9 protein-coding genes, 2 tRNA genes and 1 pseudogene are annotated in these 18279 nt (G+C 64.7%); 7 read left to right on the top strand and 5 right to left on the bottom strand.

Features of this window, described 5'->3' with window-relative positions; translation table 11 throughout:
* Nucleotides 1-72: 72 nt before the first annotated feature.
* The gene (locus K1X74_04325) at nucleotides 73-3807 is read left to right on the top strand and encodes a CHAT domain-containing protein (protein MBX7165553.1); all 3735 of its coding nucleotides are present in this window, start codon (nucleotides 73-75) and stop codon (nucleotides 3805-3807) included.
* Between the two features lie 159 nt (nucleotides 3808-3966).
* Here the strand turns inward: K1X74_04325 and K1X74_04320 are convergent, their stop codons facing one another.
* Complete coding sequence (locus K1X74_04320) at nucleotides 3967-5748, bottom strand: SpoIIE family protein phosphatase (GenBank protein MBX7165552.1); 1782 nt, start codon at nucleotides 5746-5748, stop codon at nucleotides 3967-3969.
* Between the two features lie 327 nt (nucleotides 5749-6075).
* Here K1X74_04320 and K1X74_04315 point away from each other — a divergent pair.
* Both K1X74_04315 and K1X74_04310 read left to right on the top strand, forming a co-directional pair.
* Nucleotides 6076-6146 (top strand) — tRNA-Gln (locus tag K1X74_04315).
* Between the two features lie 145 nt (nucleotides 6147-6291).
* Nucleotides 6292-7695, top strand: coding sequence for an amidohydrolase (locus tag K1X74_04310; GenBank protein MBX7165551.1), 1404 nt, complete (start codon nucleotides 6292-6294; stop codon nucleotides 7693-7695).
* Nucleotides 7696-7871: 176 nt separating this feature from the next.
* Here the strand turns inward: K1X74_04310 and K1X74_04305 are convergent.
* Nucleotides 7872-7977 (bottom strand) — tRNA-Ala (locus K1X74_04305).
* Here K1X74_04305 and K1X74_04300 point away from each other — a divergent pair.
* Nucleotides 7945-9030, top strand: a complete 1086-nt coding sequence (locus tag K1X74_04300; protein ID MBX7165550.1) for a Gfo/Idh/MocA family oxidoreductase — start codon at nucleotides 7945-7947, stop codon at nucleotides 9028-9030. The two genes, K1X74_04305 and K1X74_04300, sit on opposite strands and share 33 nt — an antisense overlap.
* Before the next feature lie 110 nt (nucleotides 9031-9140).
* A complete protein-coding gene (locus K1X74_04295; GenBank protein MBX7165549.1) occupies nucleotides 9141-11366 on the top strand; it encodes a hypothetical protein in 2226 nt (741 codons plus the stop codon).
* Between the two features lie 138 nt (nucleotides 11367-11504).
* Here K1X74_04295 and K1X74_04290 read toward each other — a convergent pair whose 3' ends face one another.
* Complete coding sequence (locus tag K1X74_04290; protein MBX7165548.1) at nucleotides 11505-11957, bottom strand: Hsp20/alpha crystallin family protein; 453 nt, start codon at nucleotides 11955-11957, stop codon at nucleotides 11505-11507.
* Nucleotides 11958-12400: 443 nt separating this feature from the next.
* Here K1X74_04290 and K1X74_04285 point away from each other — a divergent pair, with 443 nt between their 5' ends.
* Nucleotides 12401-12712, top strand: a complete 312-nt coding sequence (locus K1X74_04285; protein ID MBX7165547.1) for a hypothetical protein — start codon at nucleotides 12401-12403, stop codon at nucleotides 12710-12712.
* A 37-nt stretch (nucleotides 12713-12749) separates the two neighbouring features.
* Nucleotides 12750-13106, top strand: coding sequence for a hypothetical protein (locus tag K1X74_04280; GenBank protein MBX7165546.1), 357 nt, complete (start codon nucleotides 12750-12752; stop codon nucleotides 13104-13106).
* Between the two features lie 219 nt (nucleotides 13107-13325).
* On the opposite strand, the pseudogene K1X74_04275 reads toward K1X74_04280, so the two are convergent.
* A pseudogene (locus tag K1X74_04275) lies at nucleotides 13326-14426 on the bottom strand (IS3 family transposase).
* A 180-nt stretch (nucleotides 14427-14606) separates the two neighbouring features.
* Nucleotides 14607-18158, bottom strand: coding sequence for a protein kinase (locus tag K1X74_04270; protein MBX7165545.1), 3552 nt, complete (start codon nucleotides 18156-18158; stop codon nucleotides 14607-14609).
* Between the last annotated feature and the right edge of the window lie 121 nt (nucleotides 18159-18279).

Here is an 18279-nt window from a genome sequence, read left to right as displayed (position 1 = left end):
GAAGGTGTTCAGCCTGATAGGCCCGTGCTGTCCCTCGGCGTCCGCGCATTTAGTCGTCGAAGGAGTCGGTCGATGATTCGCACTTTTTGCCGCGGCGCTGGCCGCGAATCTCTCGTGACGGCGGTCACACGAATGCTCACTTTGCCAGGCCTGAGGATTGCCGGCACTGGCGTATTACTGCTGATGTTGATGCCTGGCGCGGTGGCCCGGGGCGCCGATGCGCCGAACTCGGAGCTGACGGCCGAGCAACAGGCGATCGACGATCGAGCGCGGCAGCGCGTGGTCGACGTGCTGTTGCCGGCGATCAAGCTGTTTGCGGTTGAGAAGAAGGTCGACGAAGCCATTCGCACGGCGGAGCCCGTGTTCGCGATGGAGGCCGAGTTCACCGGCTCGCACGATCCGCCGTACGGCTACGTGTTCTATTGGATGATCGATTCGCTGGAGCAGACGGAGAACTACGGCATCGCGGCGCAAATGGGAGAATTGGCCGTCGCGGTGCTGGCGAATCGCTATGGCGCCCAGGACTGGCGCGTTGCCAACGCCCACTGGCGTCAAACGATGAGCGCGCTGCTGGCCGAAATGGAAGAGTCGAGCCGCAAGCTGCTGGCGCAATATTACGAGTTGGCCGGCGAGCTCAACGCGTTCTATCAAGCGGGCGACGGTGCGCAGGCCGTGGAGCGCGGCGTCGAAGCCCTGGCCTTGCTCGATCGAATCAAGCTGGCGACGCCGCACCCGTTGCGGGCGACGGCGCTGACGAACCTGGCTTTGGCACGCCAAGTGAATGGCGAACTGGCCGAAACGCGCAAACTCAGCGAACAGGCGCTGGCCATGTATCAGACGCTCTATCCGGCCGACGAGCTGCCGGCGGGCCACCCGAGCCTTGGCAGCGCGCATCAACAGCTCGGCGAAGTCCTCGGTGCGCAAGGCGCGTATGCCGATGCCAACCGGGAATTCGAACTCGCTATTCGGCAGTTCGAACAACTCTATCCTGAAAAGCTCTACCCGCGCGGACACCGCAATCTGGCGCTGGCCGTGGGAGCGCAGGCCTACATGTTCGACGAAGCTGGTAATTTGCCTGCCGCTACCGATGGCTACCGGCGTGCCTTTGAGTTGCTCAGCAAGCTGTATCCGGACGAGGAATATCCCCACGGCGGGCACCCCGAGGTGGCCACGGCCCTGAGTGAGCTGGGGATCGTGCTTTGGCGGCGCGGGCGCTTTGAACTGGCGCGCGTGGTCTACGAAGACGCGCTGCGTCGGCGATTGGCCATCTATTCGCCCGACAAATTCCCCGACGGTCACGAGCAACTGGCCACGATCTATAACAATCTCGGTTCACTGATGCGCGATCTGGGAAACGACGCGGCAGCCGCCGACTATTTTCAGCATGCACTCGACATGTATCGCCGCTTGTTTCCGCGCGAGCAGTTTCCTGCCGGGCATTTGCTGTTGGCCACGGGCCTCAACAATCTGGCCACGGCCCGGCTCGAGCAGGGCGCACCGGAAGACGCCTACCAACTGTTCCTCGAAGCGCATCAGATGCTGACGCGGCTGTATCCGCCCGAACGATTTCCCACGGGGCATACGGCGCTGGCCAGCAGTATGAACAACGTCGGTACGACGCTGTCGCGATTGAAGCGATATCAAGAGGCGTTGCCCTGGTTCGAACGTTCGCTGGCCATGGAACAGGCGCTGTTCCCGGAAGCTGAGTTTCCGCAGGGCAGCGCGCCAGTCGCGGCGAGTTACAACAACCTGGGCGCGGCGCTCGAGGACGCCGGCAACCTGGATGGGGCGCGCAAGTATTACGAGCTGAGCCTGGCGATGCGCGAGCGGGTGTTTTCGCCCGAGGCGTATCCCGAAGGGCATCCGGCGCTGGCGCTCAGCTATTCCAACCTGGCCTTGCTCGATGCTCGCCAGGGCGACGATGCACGTGCTTTGCAGCGATTGAGCCGCGCTTTGGAGATCAGCCAGGCGTCGATCGTGAACGTGTTCGATCAGACCAGCGAAGGCGAAATGAGCGCCTACCTCGGCACGTCGAACGCAAGATATTACACGCTGCTCAGCATCGTCGACCGCATGGCCCGGAACGACGCTGCCACGTCGGCGACCGCAACGGGTCTGCGCTGGCTGCTCGAGCGCAAGACGATCGTCGCCGAATCGGTGCTGAGGTTTCGTGCGCTGGAGCGGCTGGAACACGCAGATCCCGAGGTCACCGCGCTGTTGGCGCGACGGCGGCAAATGCGGCAGCAGTTGGCAGCCCTTTCGGTGAATCCACCGCGCGAGTGGTCGAAAGACCAGGTGGCCGCCACGCGTGAGCGGTTGCTGGTCGATGCCCAGCGCATCGAGGTGGACCTGAAGCGACGCTTGTCGAGCACGATGAAAGACCGGGACGCAGGCCGGAACGCATCGACCCAGGGCGTCGGCGAGACCCTGGCAGCCGAGGAAGCCTTGGTCGAGATCGTGCGCTTTGTCCCGCGCAACCTGAAAGGGGAGCGGGAAATCTGGCAGCCGCCGCGCTATGCCGCGGTCGTCGCCCGCGCCGGTGGGCGCGCAAATTGGGTCGACCTGGGGCCGGCCGACGAGCTGGACGGTCTGGCCGGGCGGCTGCGCGACGAAGTTGAAATGTTTCGGCGCCAGCAAGCCACGGCCGATGCAGCGACGGAGCGAGCTGCTGAGGTTGAGTTTGTCGCACGATCGCAGGAACTTGCGGCACGCTTGTTCGAACCTTTGCGCCCGCATCTCGAAGGCGTCCGGAACGTCTACGTGGCGCCCGATGGCGAGCTGAGCCGCGTCGCGTTCGAGGCGCTGGTCGATCGGCGAAACCGCTACCTGATCGAGGACTATCGCTTTGTTTATCTCGCGTCGGGGCGCGACTTGCTCCGGCCGCACGAACCGCCGGCGCAAGGATCGGTCGTGTTCGCTGCGCCTGATTACGATCTGGCGGACGATCAGGCCGAACGGGTTGCGCAGCTCGCACGCGAAGCGCCGGACAAACCGCTCGAGACGGCCGAGCTGCCTGATCGCGAAGCTGTCGAGGAGTTAACGCGAGCCAGCAGCGCCGGTGCCTGGAAGGTGCTGCCGGGAATGGCCGAAGAAGCGCGCAAGATTGAAGCCTTGTTCCGGCGCGTGCCGGGATTCACGCCGGTGCGAATTCTCACGGGCGCCGATGCTCTCGAAGGGCTGCTCAAGCGAATGCCACCTCCGCGGCTATTGCATCTTGCCACGCATGGCTTCTATCTGAAGGACCGCTCCGAGGCAGACCTGCCGGCCGATGCAGGTAGCGCGTCGGATCGCGCGGGCCGGGGTCTGGCCGTGTTGGCGAGCTTGTCGCGACAGCACAACCCTCTGCTGCGCTGCGGCGTCGTGTTGGCCGGCGCGAATCGGCTGGCCGAGCGCACCGCGGACATGCCCGCCGACTCAGAAAACCTCGTGCGCTCGGCGCCAGGCGACGACGGCTGGCTAATGGCCGAGGAAATCGGCCTGCTAGACCTGCGCGGCTGCGAACTGGTGGTCCTCAGCGCTTGCGAAACGGGTTTGGGCGATTGGCGCGTTGGCGAGGGTGTCGCCGGCTTGCGACAAGCCTTTTTGCTCGCCGGCGCCGAGACGCTCGTCACCAGCCTGTACAAGGTTCCCGATCGCGAAACAAACGAGCTGATGCAGGACTTTTACAGCCGCCTGGCCGCAGGCACAGGCAGGGCCGAAGCGCTGAGCTCCGCACAACGGGCCCTGCTTGCGCGCAGGCGCCAGGCGCGCGGCGCCGCGCACCCGTTCTACTGGGCCAGTTTCGTGCTCGTCGGTGCGCCCGACTAGGTCGTGATCCGGGGCGCTGCGAGGGCGGTTCAACCCGGCGTGCGGCGACGGCCGCGAGATTCTACGGCGGCGTTGGCGCGAAGTTCGGCGTGTTGGCCGCGCCGCATAGATTCGTGGCCCCGTGCAAGGCAAGGGAGCCGTCGCCGATGGCTGGCGCGATCAGCCGGTCCGGCCGAACATCACCAGGCACATGTCGTCGGACTGCGCCTGCTGTCCGGCGAAGCGCTTGACGTCGTCGAGCAGTTGCTTGCCGCACTGGACGATCGACCCGGAGGTGAGCTTGGCCACCTGTTCGGTCAGGCGTTCGATACCGTACAGCTCTCCGGCCAGGTTCATGGCCTCGCTGATGCCGTCGGAGAACATCGTCAGGCTTTCGCCCGGGCCGAGTTGGACGACCGTCTCCTCGTAGGGATAGCCTTCGGCCACGCCGATCGGTACGCCGGCCACTTCTGCGCCGATGCCTTCGACGCGGCCGTCGACATGGCGGAGCAACGGATCCATGTGTCCGGCGTTGACCAGCCGCAGCGTGTGATCGTCGGGCGAGACCACGGTGACGGCCATCGTCACAAAACGGTCTTCCCACTCGCCCTGGAAAAAGCTGTCGTTGATCTGGCGGACCGCTTCGGCCGGCGAGTCGCTGCAGACGAGATAGTAGCGCATCTCGGCCGACAGCTTGGCCATCAGCAGCGCCGCGGGAATGCCCTTGCCCGAAACGTCGGCCACGACGATCGCCAGGCGGTTGCCCGACAACGGGATGTAATCGTAGTAATCGCCGCCGACCTGCTTGGCGGGCTCGTAGAAATCAAAGAACTCGTAGCCCGGCAGCTCGGGCCGCGAATGGGGCAAAAAGCCCTGCTGCACGCGGCGGGCCAGTTGCAGCTCGTGGGCGATTTGCTGCTGCCGCATGGCCTGCTGATGCAATTGGGCGTTTTCGACGACGATCGCGGCCTGCAAGGCGACGGTCGCCAGCACCGACAGGTCGTCCTCGGCAAACCGGTGGCGATGATCGTTCGTATCGAGCTGAATGATGCCCAGGGCGTTGCCCTCGGCGTCGAGCAACGGCGCGCACATCGCTGAGCGGATGTGGAAGTCGGCAATGCTCTGGCTGGGATCGAACCGCGAGTCGCTGCTGGCATCGGCCGTGAGCAGCGCCTCGCGCGTCTCCATCACCTTGTTGATGATCGTCCGGCTCGGCCGGGTCTGATCGGCCATCGCCGGGCGGCGATGCTTGACGGTCTTGATCAACAGCGGTCCGTCGGCCCGCTCGCGCAGCACGACGAACCCTCGATCGGCCTGGACGAACAGGGCAAACAGCGTGTCGAGGATCTTGGGCAGAATGTCGTCAAGATCGAGCGCTTTGCGCAGGTTGTCCGTGATCTCGTAGAGGGCCCGCAGCTTCATCTCGGCCCGCGCCCCGGCCGTGAGGTTCGGATCGACCTTCGAGGACAGCGCCATGCTGGCCAGCACAGTGGAGCTTTGCCGTTCGGGCGGTTGCGCTTCGTCGCTCAAATCGAGACCGCCGAGCAGCCCGCTTTCCGACACGGCCGCCGCACCCGCTGCCGTCGGGGTCGAGGCCAGGGCGCCGCTCGCCAGCAGTCCGACAGGCTGCTGCGGCGAAGGCAGCGTCGTCCGGGGCTTGGGCTTTGCCGGATGGTCGACGTGAAACGTGAACAGCAAGTCGCAGATCTTCAGCCGGTCGTTGTCTTCCAGCCGGCGGCGCTCTTGAATGGCCTCGCCGTTGACGAACGTGCCGTTGCGGCTTTCCAAGTCGCGCACATAGAAGCCGTCGTCGAGCCGCTCGATCAAGGCATGCTCGCGGCTGACGGCGCCGACATTCAGCACAATGTCGCAATCGGGATGGCGCCCCAGGGTCGAGCGCATTTGCTCCAGGGGGATCACCTGGCCGGGATTCAACCCCTTGAGGACCTGCAAAAAGGCCATGGGAACCGCAGGGCAACGAGAGACGGATGACGCGGGCGGCGGACGGTACGGCCGATTCTAGAACTGCCCGCGCCGGCCGGTCAATTGGCCGTCGCGGCGAGAAACGCCCGAACTTCCTGCGGCGCGGGCGCATCGAACATCCGGGGCCCGGCCGCGGCCGCAGACCTTGACGCCCCGGCCGCCGAGCGCTACGCTTAAGCGTTCGCCGGGCAACCACTTGCGCCGCTCGCTGCGCCACATTTGTGTGCAGTTTCAGTGGCGGTTGGGAAGCGTCTGGCGGGGCCGTCGCTGGGCGGCCCACCGCCGCGTTTGCGCATGCGGCCACACTCGGGGATGGTGTAACGGTAGCACGAATGGCTCTGGACCATTTAGTCTAGGTTCGAATCCTAGTCCCCGAGCTGGTTCTTTGGGCCGGTAACTGCCGGCTTTCTCATGCCGCGATTTGTTTCTCCCCTGCGCGGTGCAGGCGGTCGCGTGCGCGGTGCAGGCCGTCGCGCGGCTGCTGGTCTTGTTGCTGGCCTGACGCTGCTCGCGGCGGCCGCGTTGGCGCGCGCGGAAAAGGTCGATCTGCGTGCGGCGATCGATGCCCGGGCCGACGCCGGGTGGCGGGCGGCGCTCGATATTTGGGGCTGGGCCGAGCCAGGATATCAAGAGACGCGCTCGGCCGAGCGGCTCGCGACGCTCCTGGCCGAAGCGGGCTTTCGCGTCGAACGTGGCGTCGCCGGGATGCCCACCGCGTTCCTGGCGACCTTCGGCGCGGGCGAACCAGTCGTCGGCATCCTGGGAGAATACGACGCGCTGCCGGGGCTGTCGCAGCAGGCGACGCCCGAACGCGCCCCGCGCACGGATGAGAATTCATATGGCCATGCCTGTGGGCATCACCTGTTCGGCGTCGCCTCGGCGCTGGCCGCGATCGCCGTGGCCGAGCGCATCGCGTCCGGCGAACTGCACGGCACGGTGCGCTATTACGGCTGCCCGGCGGAAGAGGGCGGCTGCGGCAAGGTGTTTCTCGTGCGCGCCGGGCTGTTCGACGATTGTAGCGCCGTGCTGCACTGGCATCCGTCGGCGCGCAATTCGGCGGGCGATCCGAGCTGCCTGTCGCGGATCGCCGCCAAGTTCCGCTTTCATGGCCGGGCCGCCCATGCCGGATCGTCGCCCGAGCAGGGGCGATCGGCGCTCGACGGCGTCGAGCTCATGAACCACGCCGCCGAACTGATGCGCGAGCACACCCCCAACCTGACGCGCATTCATCACGTGATTACGGCCGGCGGCGACGCGCCGAACGTCGTGCCCGAGTTTGCCGAAGTCTATTACTACGTGCGCCACCCCGAAGCCGAAGTGGTCCGCGACTTGTATCGACGGCTGCTCTTGTGTGCCCAGGCCGGCGCGCTGGCCACCGAAACACAGCTCGAAACGCTGTACCTGGGCGGCACGATGCCGATCCTGCCCAACGAGACCCTGGCGCGCGTCACGCTGGCCAACCTGCGGGCGGAGAACGACTTGAAGTTCGACCCCGAACAGACACAGTTCGCCGCACGATTGCAGCAATCGCTCGACAGTCCGCCGCCCTTGGTTTCAGTGGCCGAAGTGACCGATGCGTCGGGCACGACGAAAGAAGGCTCGACCGACGTGGGCGACGTTTCGTGGGTTGTCCCGACGAGCGGTTTTTCGACGGCTTGCTGGGTTCCGGGGACGCCGGGGCACAGCTGGCAAGCGGTCGCCGCCGGAGGTACGACGATCGGGCGGCAGGGGATGCTGCTGGCAGCGCGGGTGCTGGCCGCAACCGCCTGGGACCTGTACAACGACCGCGAGGTGCTGCGCGCGGCCAAGGAAGAACACGTCCGCCGCCGCGCCGACCGCGAATATCGCCCGCTGTTGGAGGCCGATCAGCCGCCGCCGCTCGACTATCGCAATCCGCCGCGCGGTCGCGCGGCGGCCAGCGACTGACCTGTTCTTTCAGCGCGCCCTGTTCGCGGCCGCGCAACGCAACGAGGAATCCCCGCCATGTCCGATCATCGTCACGACCCGGTACCGGTGACGTTTCATCGCCGCGGCCTGTTGAAAAGCTCGCTCGCCGCGGCGACGGCCTTGGCCGTGCCCTATTTCGTGCCGCGGAGCGCCATTGGCGCCAACGACCGGATTCGCACCGGGCACATTGGCGTGCGCAACCAGGGCACGAACAATTTGAATCGGCTGATGAAACACGCCGTGGCGCTGTGCGACGTCGACCAGGCCGTGTTGGCTGAGGCGGCCAAGAAGGTCGAGGCATCCAACGGCGCATGCCGCACGTACTCCGACTATCGCCGGCTGCTCGACGACCCCGAGATCGACGCTGTGGTGATCACGACGCCCGACCATTGGCACGCGCAAATGACGATCGACGCGTGTCGGGCGGGCAAAGACGTGTATTGCGAAAAGCCGCTCACGCTGACCGTGGCCGAAGGTCGCAAGATGGTTGCAGCGGCACGCCAGACCGGCCGGATCGTGCAAACCGGTTCGCAGCAGCGCAGCGACGAGCTATTCCAGCTCGCCTGCACGCTGGTCCGCGCCGGCAAGATCGGCCGGGTCGAGCGCGTCGAAGTCGGCATCAGTAAGGTGAATTTCGACGGCCAACCGGTGCCAGACGGGCCCGTGCCGCCGGAACTCGATTACGACTTCTGGCTGGGGCCCGCGCCCTGGCGACCCTACAACGTCAATCGCGTGCACTACAAGTTCCGGTTCTTCTGGGACTATTCGGGCGGGCAGATGACCAATTGGGGCGCGCATCATCTCGATATCACGCAATGGGCCTTGGGACGCGACGGGTCGGGGCCGGTCGAGGCGTCGGGTACGGCGAAGTACCATCCCGAAGGCTGGTACGAAGTGCCCATGGACCAACGGGCCACGTTGCGCTACGACGACGGCGTCGTGGTCGACGTGGGCATGCATTTGCCTGGCGGTGCGAAGTTCATCGGCGCCGACGGCTGGATCCAGGTCGATCGCAAACGCCTCGTGACCCATCCGGCCGAATTGGCCGAGATCCGGCTCGCAGACCTTTCGCCCGTGCTGCCCACGAGCCGCGATCATCACCAGAACTGGCTCGATTGCTTGCGGACGCGCGAACTGCCGATCTGCGACGTCGAAATCGGCCATCGTTCGGCCACGGTTTGCCATCTGGCGAATATTGCGACGCGCCTCGAACGAACGATTGCTTGGGATCCCGCCAGCGAGCGGATCGTGGGCGACGACGACGCGGCGGCCATGCTTGCACGACCCTATCGCGGCCCCTGGTCGTTGGGATAATCGCCATGTCATGTCTCGGGGTTGTGCTTGCCAAGCCACACTGGGTGAATTGAACTGGACGCGTGCCGCTCGCCGGGTGTGGCCGTCGTGGGTGAGTGCCGGGGGCTCCTGTGTCCGAGGCTTTCGATCCGTATCAGCAATGGCTCGGCATCCGCGACCGTCAGCGGCCGCCCCATCTCTATGCGCTCTTGGGATTGCCGCTGCTGGAGAGCGACCAGGAGAAAATTGCCCGCGCGGCCGATCTGCGGATCGCCCTGGTCCGCAAGCTGGCCGACGATGCGCACGCCGATGCAGCGCAAAAGCTGCTGAAGGAGCTGGCTGCGGCTCGGGCCTATCTGGCCAATGCCGAAAAGAAGGCCGCCTACGACGCCAAGCTGCGGGCACGAATCAACGCGGCACAAGAGGCGGCAAAACCCGCTCCTCTGCCAAAGCAGAAGGCCGAGGACCTGTTGCCGCCGCAGGCGGAGCCGGTCCGGGCCGCGGCTGTGGTGCCCGAAGCCGCGCCGGTGGCTCAGGCAGATCAGGCAGATTTGCAGTTCGAGCTGGTGTCGCGTGCGCCGAAGCGCGACGCGCGCCGCCAGCGCCGATCGGCCGTCCCTTGGATCATCTCGCTGGTCGCGTTGATTGCGGCCGGTGTCTCCGCGTTGGCGTTTGCACATCGGCAAGGCTGGCTGACCAGTGCCGCGGCAGCGCCGGCCGTCGCGCCGCAGCCTGCGCCTGTCGAGCCGGAGGTCGATTTGCCCACGGCGCCGCAGCCCACCGCCCCTAAGCGGCCCGTGCGTCGCCCGCCGCGCCGCAGCAAGCCGGCCTCGGATGCGACCGAACCGCCGGCCGGGCAGGAAGAGATGACGACCGAGCAATCGACGGAACCGGAACAGCCCGATCAGCCGCTCGACCAACCGGCCGAGCCGGCGGAGCCCAAGCCCGAGGTCAAGCAGCCGGTGCCCGATGCCAAGAGCTTGAAGGCCGCGCTGGCCGAGCTTCGCCAGCGGTTTGCTTTCGACTATGAGAAGGCCCGGTCGGTCACCGATTTTCGCACGTTCGGCCGCAAGCTTTACGAGGCCGCGTCCAAGGCCGAGGAGCAACCCGCGCTGCGTTTTGCCATGTTCGGCGAATCGCGGCGGCTGTTCGTCGAGACCGATGCCACGCCCGCGGCGCTGGAAACGATCAACGCGCAGGCCCGTGTCTTCGAGATCGATCCGTTGCCGATGCGGAAGGAAGTGTTGGAGACGATCGGGCCGCGGTTGAAAGACCCCGAGGCGTTGTACGATCACACCCTCGCGGTGCTCGAGACGGCGCAAGCGGCGATGGCGGCCGAGGATTTCAAGCTTGCGCAAGAGCTAGCGCGGCTGGCCAACACGCTGGGCAAATCGTCGGGTGACGAGCTGCTCGCCGAGCGGATCAAGGACTTCAATCGCGATCTGCGCACTTGCCAACAGGCCTTCAAATCGCTGCAGGAACAGCGCCAGGCGCTCGCGGCCAATCCCGGCGACCAGGCTGCGCACGCGGCGGTCGGCCAGTTTGCGGCGATCTACCAGGGCGACTTCCCCGCGGCGGCCGAGCATCTGGCCGCCGGGACGCCGGGCCCCTGGCAAGTGGCAGGGCAGCGCGAGCTTGCGCGTCCGAGTGCCGTGGCCGACCAGGTCGCGGCCGGCGATGCATGGTGGGATGCCGCGGAAGAGCTGAGCGCGATCGAACAGGCTGCCGTGCGCCGCCGCGCTCTTTACTGGTACGAACGCGCGATTCCCCGTCTTGCCGACGCCGAGTTGGCGCGGGTGCAATCTCGCGTGGCCGAGCTGTTCGGGCGGACGAAGATCTGGGCGACCGGGCCGGCGGAAAAGCGCGGCCAGGAAGGTGCGTTGCTGGGCCACGAAGAGGTGGAGCTTCCCGACACGTCAACGCTCGAGTTCTGGTTCGTCACACGCGCCGAAACGGCCACGCTGATTACCAAGCGGAAGACCGCCGACGATCGGTCACTGACGCTCGTCTTGCGCAAGGGGCAACTGGTCTTCGTGGCCGACGGCAAGCCGAACGCCGCCTTCGAAACGCTCGCAGCGGTGAACGACGGCAACTGGCATCACGCGGCTGTCGTGCGCGAGGCAGCCCAGGCGAGCGTGTTTCTCGACGGACGGCCGCTGGGTAGTTTTGCCGTCGGCGGCGAGTTCCGATCGTCAGGCCCCTGGCGGCTCGGCTATCACCCGGTCGAAGCCTCGGTGCAAGGGCCGGCCGTCGTACAATTTGCCCGCATTCGCGTGTCGAACGTGGCCCGGTATGCCAACGCGTTTGTACCCGAGCGGGCGTATGGCAAGGATCGCCGGACGGTGTTTTTCGAGTAGGAAACGTGTTCGTCGAGTCGTCGAATAGGCGCCGTTGATCGAGCGAGCAACGCGCCGGCGGGCGCAAAAAAAGAGCGGCCACGAGGTGCCCACCACAAGCACCTCGCGGCCGCAACCACTACGCAGCGCCGGGTTCGATCAACCCTTGACTTCGATGCGCCGCGCCTTGGCTTCCTCGGTCTTGGGCACGAAGACGTGCAGCACGCCTTCCTTGTATTCCGCGCGGACCGCTTCAGGATTGACCGCGGTCGGCAGCGGCACGATGCGGCGGAATTGGCCATAACGCCTTTCGATCCGGTGCATCGTCTTGCCCTTCTGCTCCTCTTCTTCCTTCTTTTCACCGGTGATCCACAGATCACCGTCCTTCATCTCGATCGTGAAGTCCTCGGGCTTCATCCCGGGCAACTCGGTGGTCACTTCGTATTCCGTCGCGGTCTCGGCGACGTTCGTGCGCGGCATCAAGGCCGTCGCGCCTTCCCACCACTCCACGGTCGGCCCCAGGAACCGATCGAACAGGCCTTCAAACTCCCGTTCCAGCGTTCCCAGCGGCTTCGGCAGCCTCTCGTTCACGGGCCTCAAGGTGCGTAACATAACCCACCTCCTTTACCCCCAAACGACTTATCCTTTGCCCACCCCTCAGGGCCCCGGTCTCTCCGGTCACGACCCCGCGGGCAGGATCAGTCTCCACTTTCGATACGAAAGTTCGCCGAAGGCGGTTCGGTTTTCGGCCGGCTTGCGACCGTTTGCCGCGTGCGGGTTGCAGCTATTTCGGAATAGCCGTCGTGCGCAATTCTTGCGCCCGTCCAACGAGCGTATTGACCATACCGCCGCAGAGGCATGGCTCGCTTTCTCGCGCCTGCGTTCAAGCCGACGCACGTCCTTGGCTTGAACGCATCGTCGGCATCGCATCTGCGGCAAGAGGGGCCGCCGATTGCTCGGACCACGCGAGCTGGGCCCCCTATACTACCGGTTGGCTGGGCAATGTTGGCCGACCTTGTCCTGGACGTCGCTGCGGTGATGAGATGCACAGGTTCTTGCTTACCGTCGTGTCGATTCTGGCGATCTCCGTGGCGGCATTGCTGTGGCAGCTGGTGCTGCTGCGCATCCATGTTGCTTTCGCTGCGGACCAGGTGCGCAACTTTCAGGATGCGGTGACGAGATCGTTGCGCGATCCGCAAAGTGCCGACGAGAATCTGGAGTACGTGAAGTTCTACTACCCGTCAGGCACCAAGCAACGCACTGGCACGACGTTGGACTCGCTGGTGGAGTCTGTGCGCAAGCAATGTCTGAAAGAAATCGAGCAGTCGCTGCGCGATCGCCCGGACGCGCAGGGCCTCGCGCCGTAAACGGTTTTGCTCTCGTGACCTCTGGCGCGCTTGCGCGATGTTCGACTATCCACCCATTTTGAAACCCAACAAGAGCAAGGCTCCTTGGATCGATCCGCCGGGGCGGTGGGTAGCTCGCTACATTCTCGCGGCCATCTTGGGTGCGGCGGGCGGTGTGTGTGGCTTGTATCGCCCTTTCGACGAGATCGGCTATCCCGGCTGCTTGTATTTGGGGGTGCCCATCGGCGCGATTGCTGGGTGTGCGTTCGGCTGGTTCGCGGGCACGGCGGTCGATCGGCGACGCAACTTGCGCAGGCTTCGCTTTTCAATCGGAGAATTGCTGATCACCGCGCCTGCGATCGCCTTGGGCATGGCCGTGTTGTTCGAATGTGCTTGGCGATTGTTGCATGGCTAACGCTTGCTTCCGTTCAGGCAAGGTTGCGCGCGGTAGGCTACAGCAGTCAGAAGGTGTTGACCTTACCCCGATCTATAGACCATCGTGAATGAGAGAATCTGGGGGTAGTGAATCGCTGGACTGCTGGAGCGGAGAAGTTGGCTGAGGCGTAGACGAAGTCAACTTCGCAGTGGAAGCGGCCGGGCACCGCCGCCTCGCGGTGGTCGGAGCGGCGAACGCCGCCGGGGTGTGGTACTCCAACGCACTGTGCGGCCGGCGGTGATTGTAATCGAGCCGCCAGCAATCGACGACCCAGCGAGCTTCCGCCAGGCTCAGGAACAACTCACGGTCCAGCAGCTCGTCCCGGAAGCGGCTGTTGAAACTCTCCACGTAGCCATTCTCCCAAGGGCTCCCCTTGGCGATGAACAGCGTCTTCACCGCGGCCTGATCGAGCCAACGCGTCACCTCCTAGGCCACGAGTTCGGGACCATGGTCACTACGAATGTGCTCCGGCGCACTGCGCACGGCGAACAGAAACTGCAGCACTTCGACGACTCGAGCCGCGGTGAACGACCAGGCCACCTCGATCGCAAGGCTCTCGCGGGTGAACTCGTCGATCATCACCAGCATCCGTAGCTTGCGACCCCGCTCGGTCCGGTCCTCGACGAAGTCGTAGCTCCAGACCTGATCGGGCCGCAGCGGACGCCGCCGCACGCAGCTGTTCTCGCTGCCTCCGCAGTTCACCAATCGACGCCGGCATGTTCGCTGTTTTTTGGCGACCTGCAGGCCGTGCTCGCGCCACAACCGCTCGACCCGCTTGTGGTTCACTGCCCAACCACGCTTGACCAACGCGTCGTGAATCCGCGGGCTGCCGAACCTTGGCCGCTGCCGCGCAATGCGGCGCATCTCGTCCAAGAGCTGCGCTTCGTCCGCCTGGCAGCGGCGCTCGTAGCGCTGCGTGGCCCGGCACTGGCCTAGCACGCGACGGGTCCGGCGCTCCGAAACGCGATCCGGCCCCAAGCGACGACGCACCTCGGCCAACGTGCGCCTGCGTCGAAGCGGGGCTCACCAGTTTCCCTTGGCGGCCTCTTTCAGGATCTCCATGTCGAGCGCCTGCTCCGCTACCAGCTTCTTCAGCCGGGCGTTCTCCTTCTCGAAGGCCAATAGTTGCCGGGTCATCTCGGGAGCCATCCCGCCGTACTTCTGTCGCCAGCGGTAGTAGGTCTGCTCGGTGATCGACAGGGTCTTGCAGACCTCAGGCACCTTCTGCCCCTTGCCCAACGCCAAGTCCGCCTAACGCAGCTTCTCGATGATCTGCTCCGTGGTGTGCCTCGTCCGCATCAATCGCAAGAATCCTTTCCGGGCTATCGCCCGGCTGCGATTCTCGCATTCAATCTGGTCCGCTTTTAAGGGGGAAGGCCACCAGGACACGCCGATCATAAAACGCTATGTCCCTCAGACAGGCGCAACTTGCGAAAGACGGAGAATACCTTGTACATCCCGGTGTAGCTTGCGGAGCACTCAGGGCGCGGCCTTTTTTGCTTCCGCGTCAAGTTGAAACAGCAGACCGCCGTCGTCGAGCACCACTTCGACCGCGCCTTCGATGGCCGACACGGTCGCAGCCGGGCTCAGTACCTCGGCCGGCAGTTCGATCCCGCGGCGCGCAAGCTCACGGCGCATCGCCGTCAGGTCCCAAACCTGTGCTGGCAATCGCTCGTCGATCGACGAAGTGACCAGTTGCCGCTGGTCCGGACTGAACGCCAAGATTGACACGCTGGTTAGGTCCGCTTGCGTCACGCGTACCCAATCCTGGCCCGAGGCAGCGTCGACGAATCGCAGAATGCCATTGGGCTGGCCGACGGCGAGCACGCGACTATCCGGCGAGAAGACAAATCCAAGACCTGTCGGCGACGTGCCTTCGGCGTGCAACTGCGTCACTCGTTGCCAATCGCTGGTGCGCCACAGGGTGACTCCATCGGGCGAGGCCGCAAGCAGTTTGCTGTCGGGACTAAACTGCAGCACCCCATAGTATCCCAATTGCAGTGTGGCCAGCAGCCTTCCCGAATCCGCGTCCCAGACCGACGCCCCGACACTATTCCAGTTCGCGATCGCGGCGAAGCGGTTGTCATCACTGACCGCGCAGTTTCGCGGATCGCCCTTCGTTTGCAGGCGAACCGCCGCGGGATTTTCGGCCCTACGCAGCACTGACCAACCGAAGTCGTCCTCGAATACCATCGACTCGGCGCTGGCGTTGACTGACAGGCTGGTGATCACGATCGGGCCCGAGATTTTTACAGGCGGCCCGAAACGCACAACCGTTCGTTCCAGTGGCCCTTCACCGGAAACGGCGGGTTGGCGTTCCAGAGTGCGCGGCCAACGATAGATACCCCCTCTGGCTCCGATCGTCAGGTGACCTTCGCGGTCAAAGTCGGCCCAACAGAAGCCGGACGGCCAAACCGACAGCCGCCTTGTGGTCTTAAGGTCCCATAACTCGAAACCGCGTTCGCTGCTTGCCGCCAGCATGCGACCGTCGGGACTCACGGAGAGCTTAGCCCAATGCGCCAAAGGCTTGTCGAGCGCCTCACATAGTGGGCGGCAGATGCCCCGCGACAGTTCCGTCAGCGTTTGTTGGCCTGCTGAATCGCCCAGGACCAGGATCGTTCCTTCGGGTGTGGCCCCGGAGGCGCGGCTTATGAACGCGGGCACTTCGAGTAGTCTTTGACCGAGTGCAATGTCCCAAACCAGCAATCGTTGGTCCCACAAACTGTAAGACAATAGCAGCGATCCATCCGCGCTGAATATGAGCTGTGCTGCCAGGCCGACGTGGGGAAGCGCAAGCACCTGCTTACCAAGCTTCACGTCCCAAAGAGCAATCTCCCGCCAATCGTGCCAGACGGCAATGTGTTCGCCATGTGGATGCCAGGCCAGGCGAGGCTCGGCCCGGTAGGGCGACGGAGACTCGAACTCGATATTTCCCGTGTCGCAAGAAAACACCTGCAATTTAGGCGCGCACACGGCAACGCGGTCGCCGGCTGGATGGAATTGGAATTGGGAGAGGGCGGAACTTTCGCCCAGTTTGCGAACAATTCTGCCCGTAGCGCCCTCGACAAGCTGCATGCCGGCGGCCGGATGGCTGTAAGCAGCATAAAGAGCGTCGGACGAGAAATTTAAGAAGTTCACACCCTCGACTTGCCAGGCGAGTTGTGGCTGAGCACCATCGACGCGCCAAACTGCCGCGCCGCGGTCGCCCAAGGCGGCGACAAATCGTCCGTCTTCGGAGGTGACCACCTTTATGCCCTTGTCGGTGTAGTCGATCGACCACAACTCGCTTCGATCAGAGAGCCGATATCCGGTCAAGGCGCGCTCGTTGACAAAGATTACAAAGAGATCGGCGGCAGCCGACATGGCGCAGGAATAGCTGTTAGCCGGCCATGCACCGGCCTTCCAAACCGTTCGCAGATCGGGCAGTGCCATGGACGAGAGGACAGCCCCGCGGAGTTGCCGCACGCGAGCATCGGTTCGACCTATGGTACCCAACAGAGCTTGCGCCTTGTCGATGGTTTCGAGTGCTGCCACCCGTTGCCCCACCTGACGGCTGACGTTGCGAGCGGTGACCTCGATCAGGTAAGAATCCCACAAGCGGCCCTGCGATTCTCGATTGGCCGCGCGCTCGGATTGTTCGGCCAGTTGCGTCTTAACGAGCTCGCCTTGGAGGCGACTCGAGTACCACAGCGACACGGCGGCAATGCCCAGCAACAGCATCGCCACGGACCCGAGCGCCACGGCCCAGGTGGGGTTGCGGCGGCACCAGCGCCACGCGCGCTCGACGCCACCAATGCGTCGGGCTTGCACCGGCATGCCCGCCAGATAGCGCTCTAGATCGTCACGCAGCTCTGCTGCCGAGCTATACCGTCGATCGATCTCGGTGCGCAGGCACTTGTCGCAAATGGTCGCCAGATCGCGAGGAGCATGCGGCGCGAGACGGTACACCGAGATCGGCTCCATCGCGAGCCGCTGCTGCAAGGTTTCGATGGGTGACGCGCCGCAAAACGGAGGCCGGCCCGTCAACAACTCGTACAAGATCGCACCCAGCGCGTAAATGTCGGCCGGGGGACCGATCTGTTGGGTCTTGCCGCTGACTTGCTCGGGCGCCACGTAGCTGGGCGTGCCAATAAACGCGCCGCTCTTGGTATGCTGCGAGCCCCCTTCGTGAAATAACTTCGCCAGGCCGAAATCGGCAATCTTGACTTCCAGCTCCGGAGCTTGCGAGACAATCAGCACATTCGCCGGCTTGAGGTCGCGATGAATGACGTACCGCTCGTGTGCAAATTGAACTGCCCCGGCGAGGTCGATCAAAAGCTTTGCCGCGGCGCGTGCTGGCCAGGGGGTGCCGTCCAGACGGTCCGCGAGCGACCCGCCTTCGATCAGCTCCATCGCCAGGTAGGGTAACCCGTCGTGCTCGCCGAAATCGTAGACCTGCACGATACGCGGATGGCACAGGCCCGCGACCACGCGTGCCTCGGACCGAAATCGCGCCAGCAACTCATCGTTGCTGGCGTCGACTGCGCGAACCATCTTTAAGGCCACGTAGCGATTCAAGTCGGGCTGCCGCGCCTTGTACACGACGGCCATGCCGCCGCGGCCGATCTCTTCCACGATTTCGTAGCTGGTCTCCGGCGACCTTGTGGGCGCCAAGTCGACAGCCGTGTGGCCGTCGGGAGTCTCGATCGCGCGGTGTAGCAGAATCTGCTCGGCGAGCACGTCCTGGTATGCGGGAAAACGCGTCTGATACTCCGCAACCTCGGGATGCTGGCCTACCAACTCACGGGCAAGGTACTCGGCGTAGACGACATCAACCGCCAGCTCGAAATTCTCCGCGACTACCGGAAACCGCTCGAGGTAGTCCTCAGCACGCTGCGGATCGTTACATCGCCAGCGCAGCTCCAGGTCCACCCGCACCAGCTCGGCGATCTCGCTTGCCGAAAGATGCGGTGCGGCCGCCACGATGGCTTCGAGGTCGGGCACCTGCCCATGTTGCGCGGCACGGCGCAGGCTCGATGGCGTGCTTCCCACGAACGCGGCTGCTCGAGCGGCAGGATCGGGACGAGTAGGGGAGCCCATTGGCAACCAGTTGCAGAAGCGTGTCGCACCTTAAACTTCATCGTCAACGGCCGCCAAAACGCACAGGAGTCGC

This window comes from Pirellulales bacterium, from assembly GCA_019694435.1.
Taxonomy (GTDB): domain Bacteria; phylum Planctomycetota; class Planctomycetia; order Pirellulales; family JAEUIK01; genus JAIBBZ01.
This window is presented reverse-complemented; position numbering and strand designations above follow the sequence as displayed.

Coding starts and splice junctions, on each gene's coding strand:
- K1X74_04325 (MBX7165553.1), top strand. CDS start 73: ATGATTCGCACTTTTTGCCGCGGCGCTGGCCGCGAATCTCTCGTGACG.
- K1X74_04320 (MBX7165552.1), bottom strand. CDS start 5,748: ATGGCCTTTTTGCAGGTCCTCAAGGGGTTGAATCCCGGCCAGGTGATC.
- K1X74_04300 (MBX7165550.1), top strand. CDS start 7,945: ATGAAACACGCCGTGGCGCTGTGCGACGTCGACCAGGCCGTGTTGGCT.
- K1X74_04290 (MBX7165548.1), bottom strand. CDS start 11,957: ATGTTACGCACCTTGAGGCCCGTGAACGAGAGGCTGCCGAAGCCGCTG.
- K1X74_04280 (MBX7165546.1), top strand. CDS start 12,750: ATGTTCGACTATCCACCCATTTTGAAACCCAACAAGAGCAAGGCTCCT.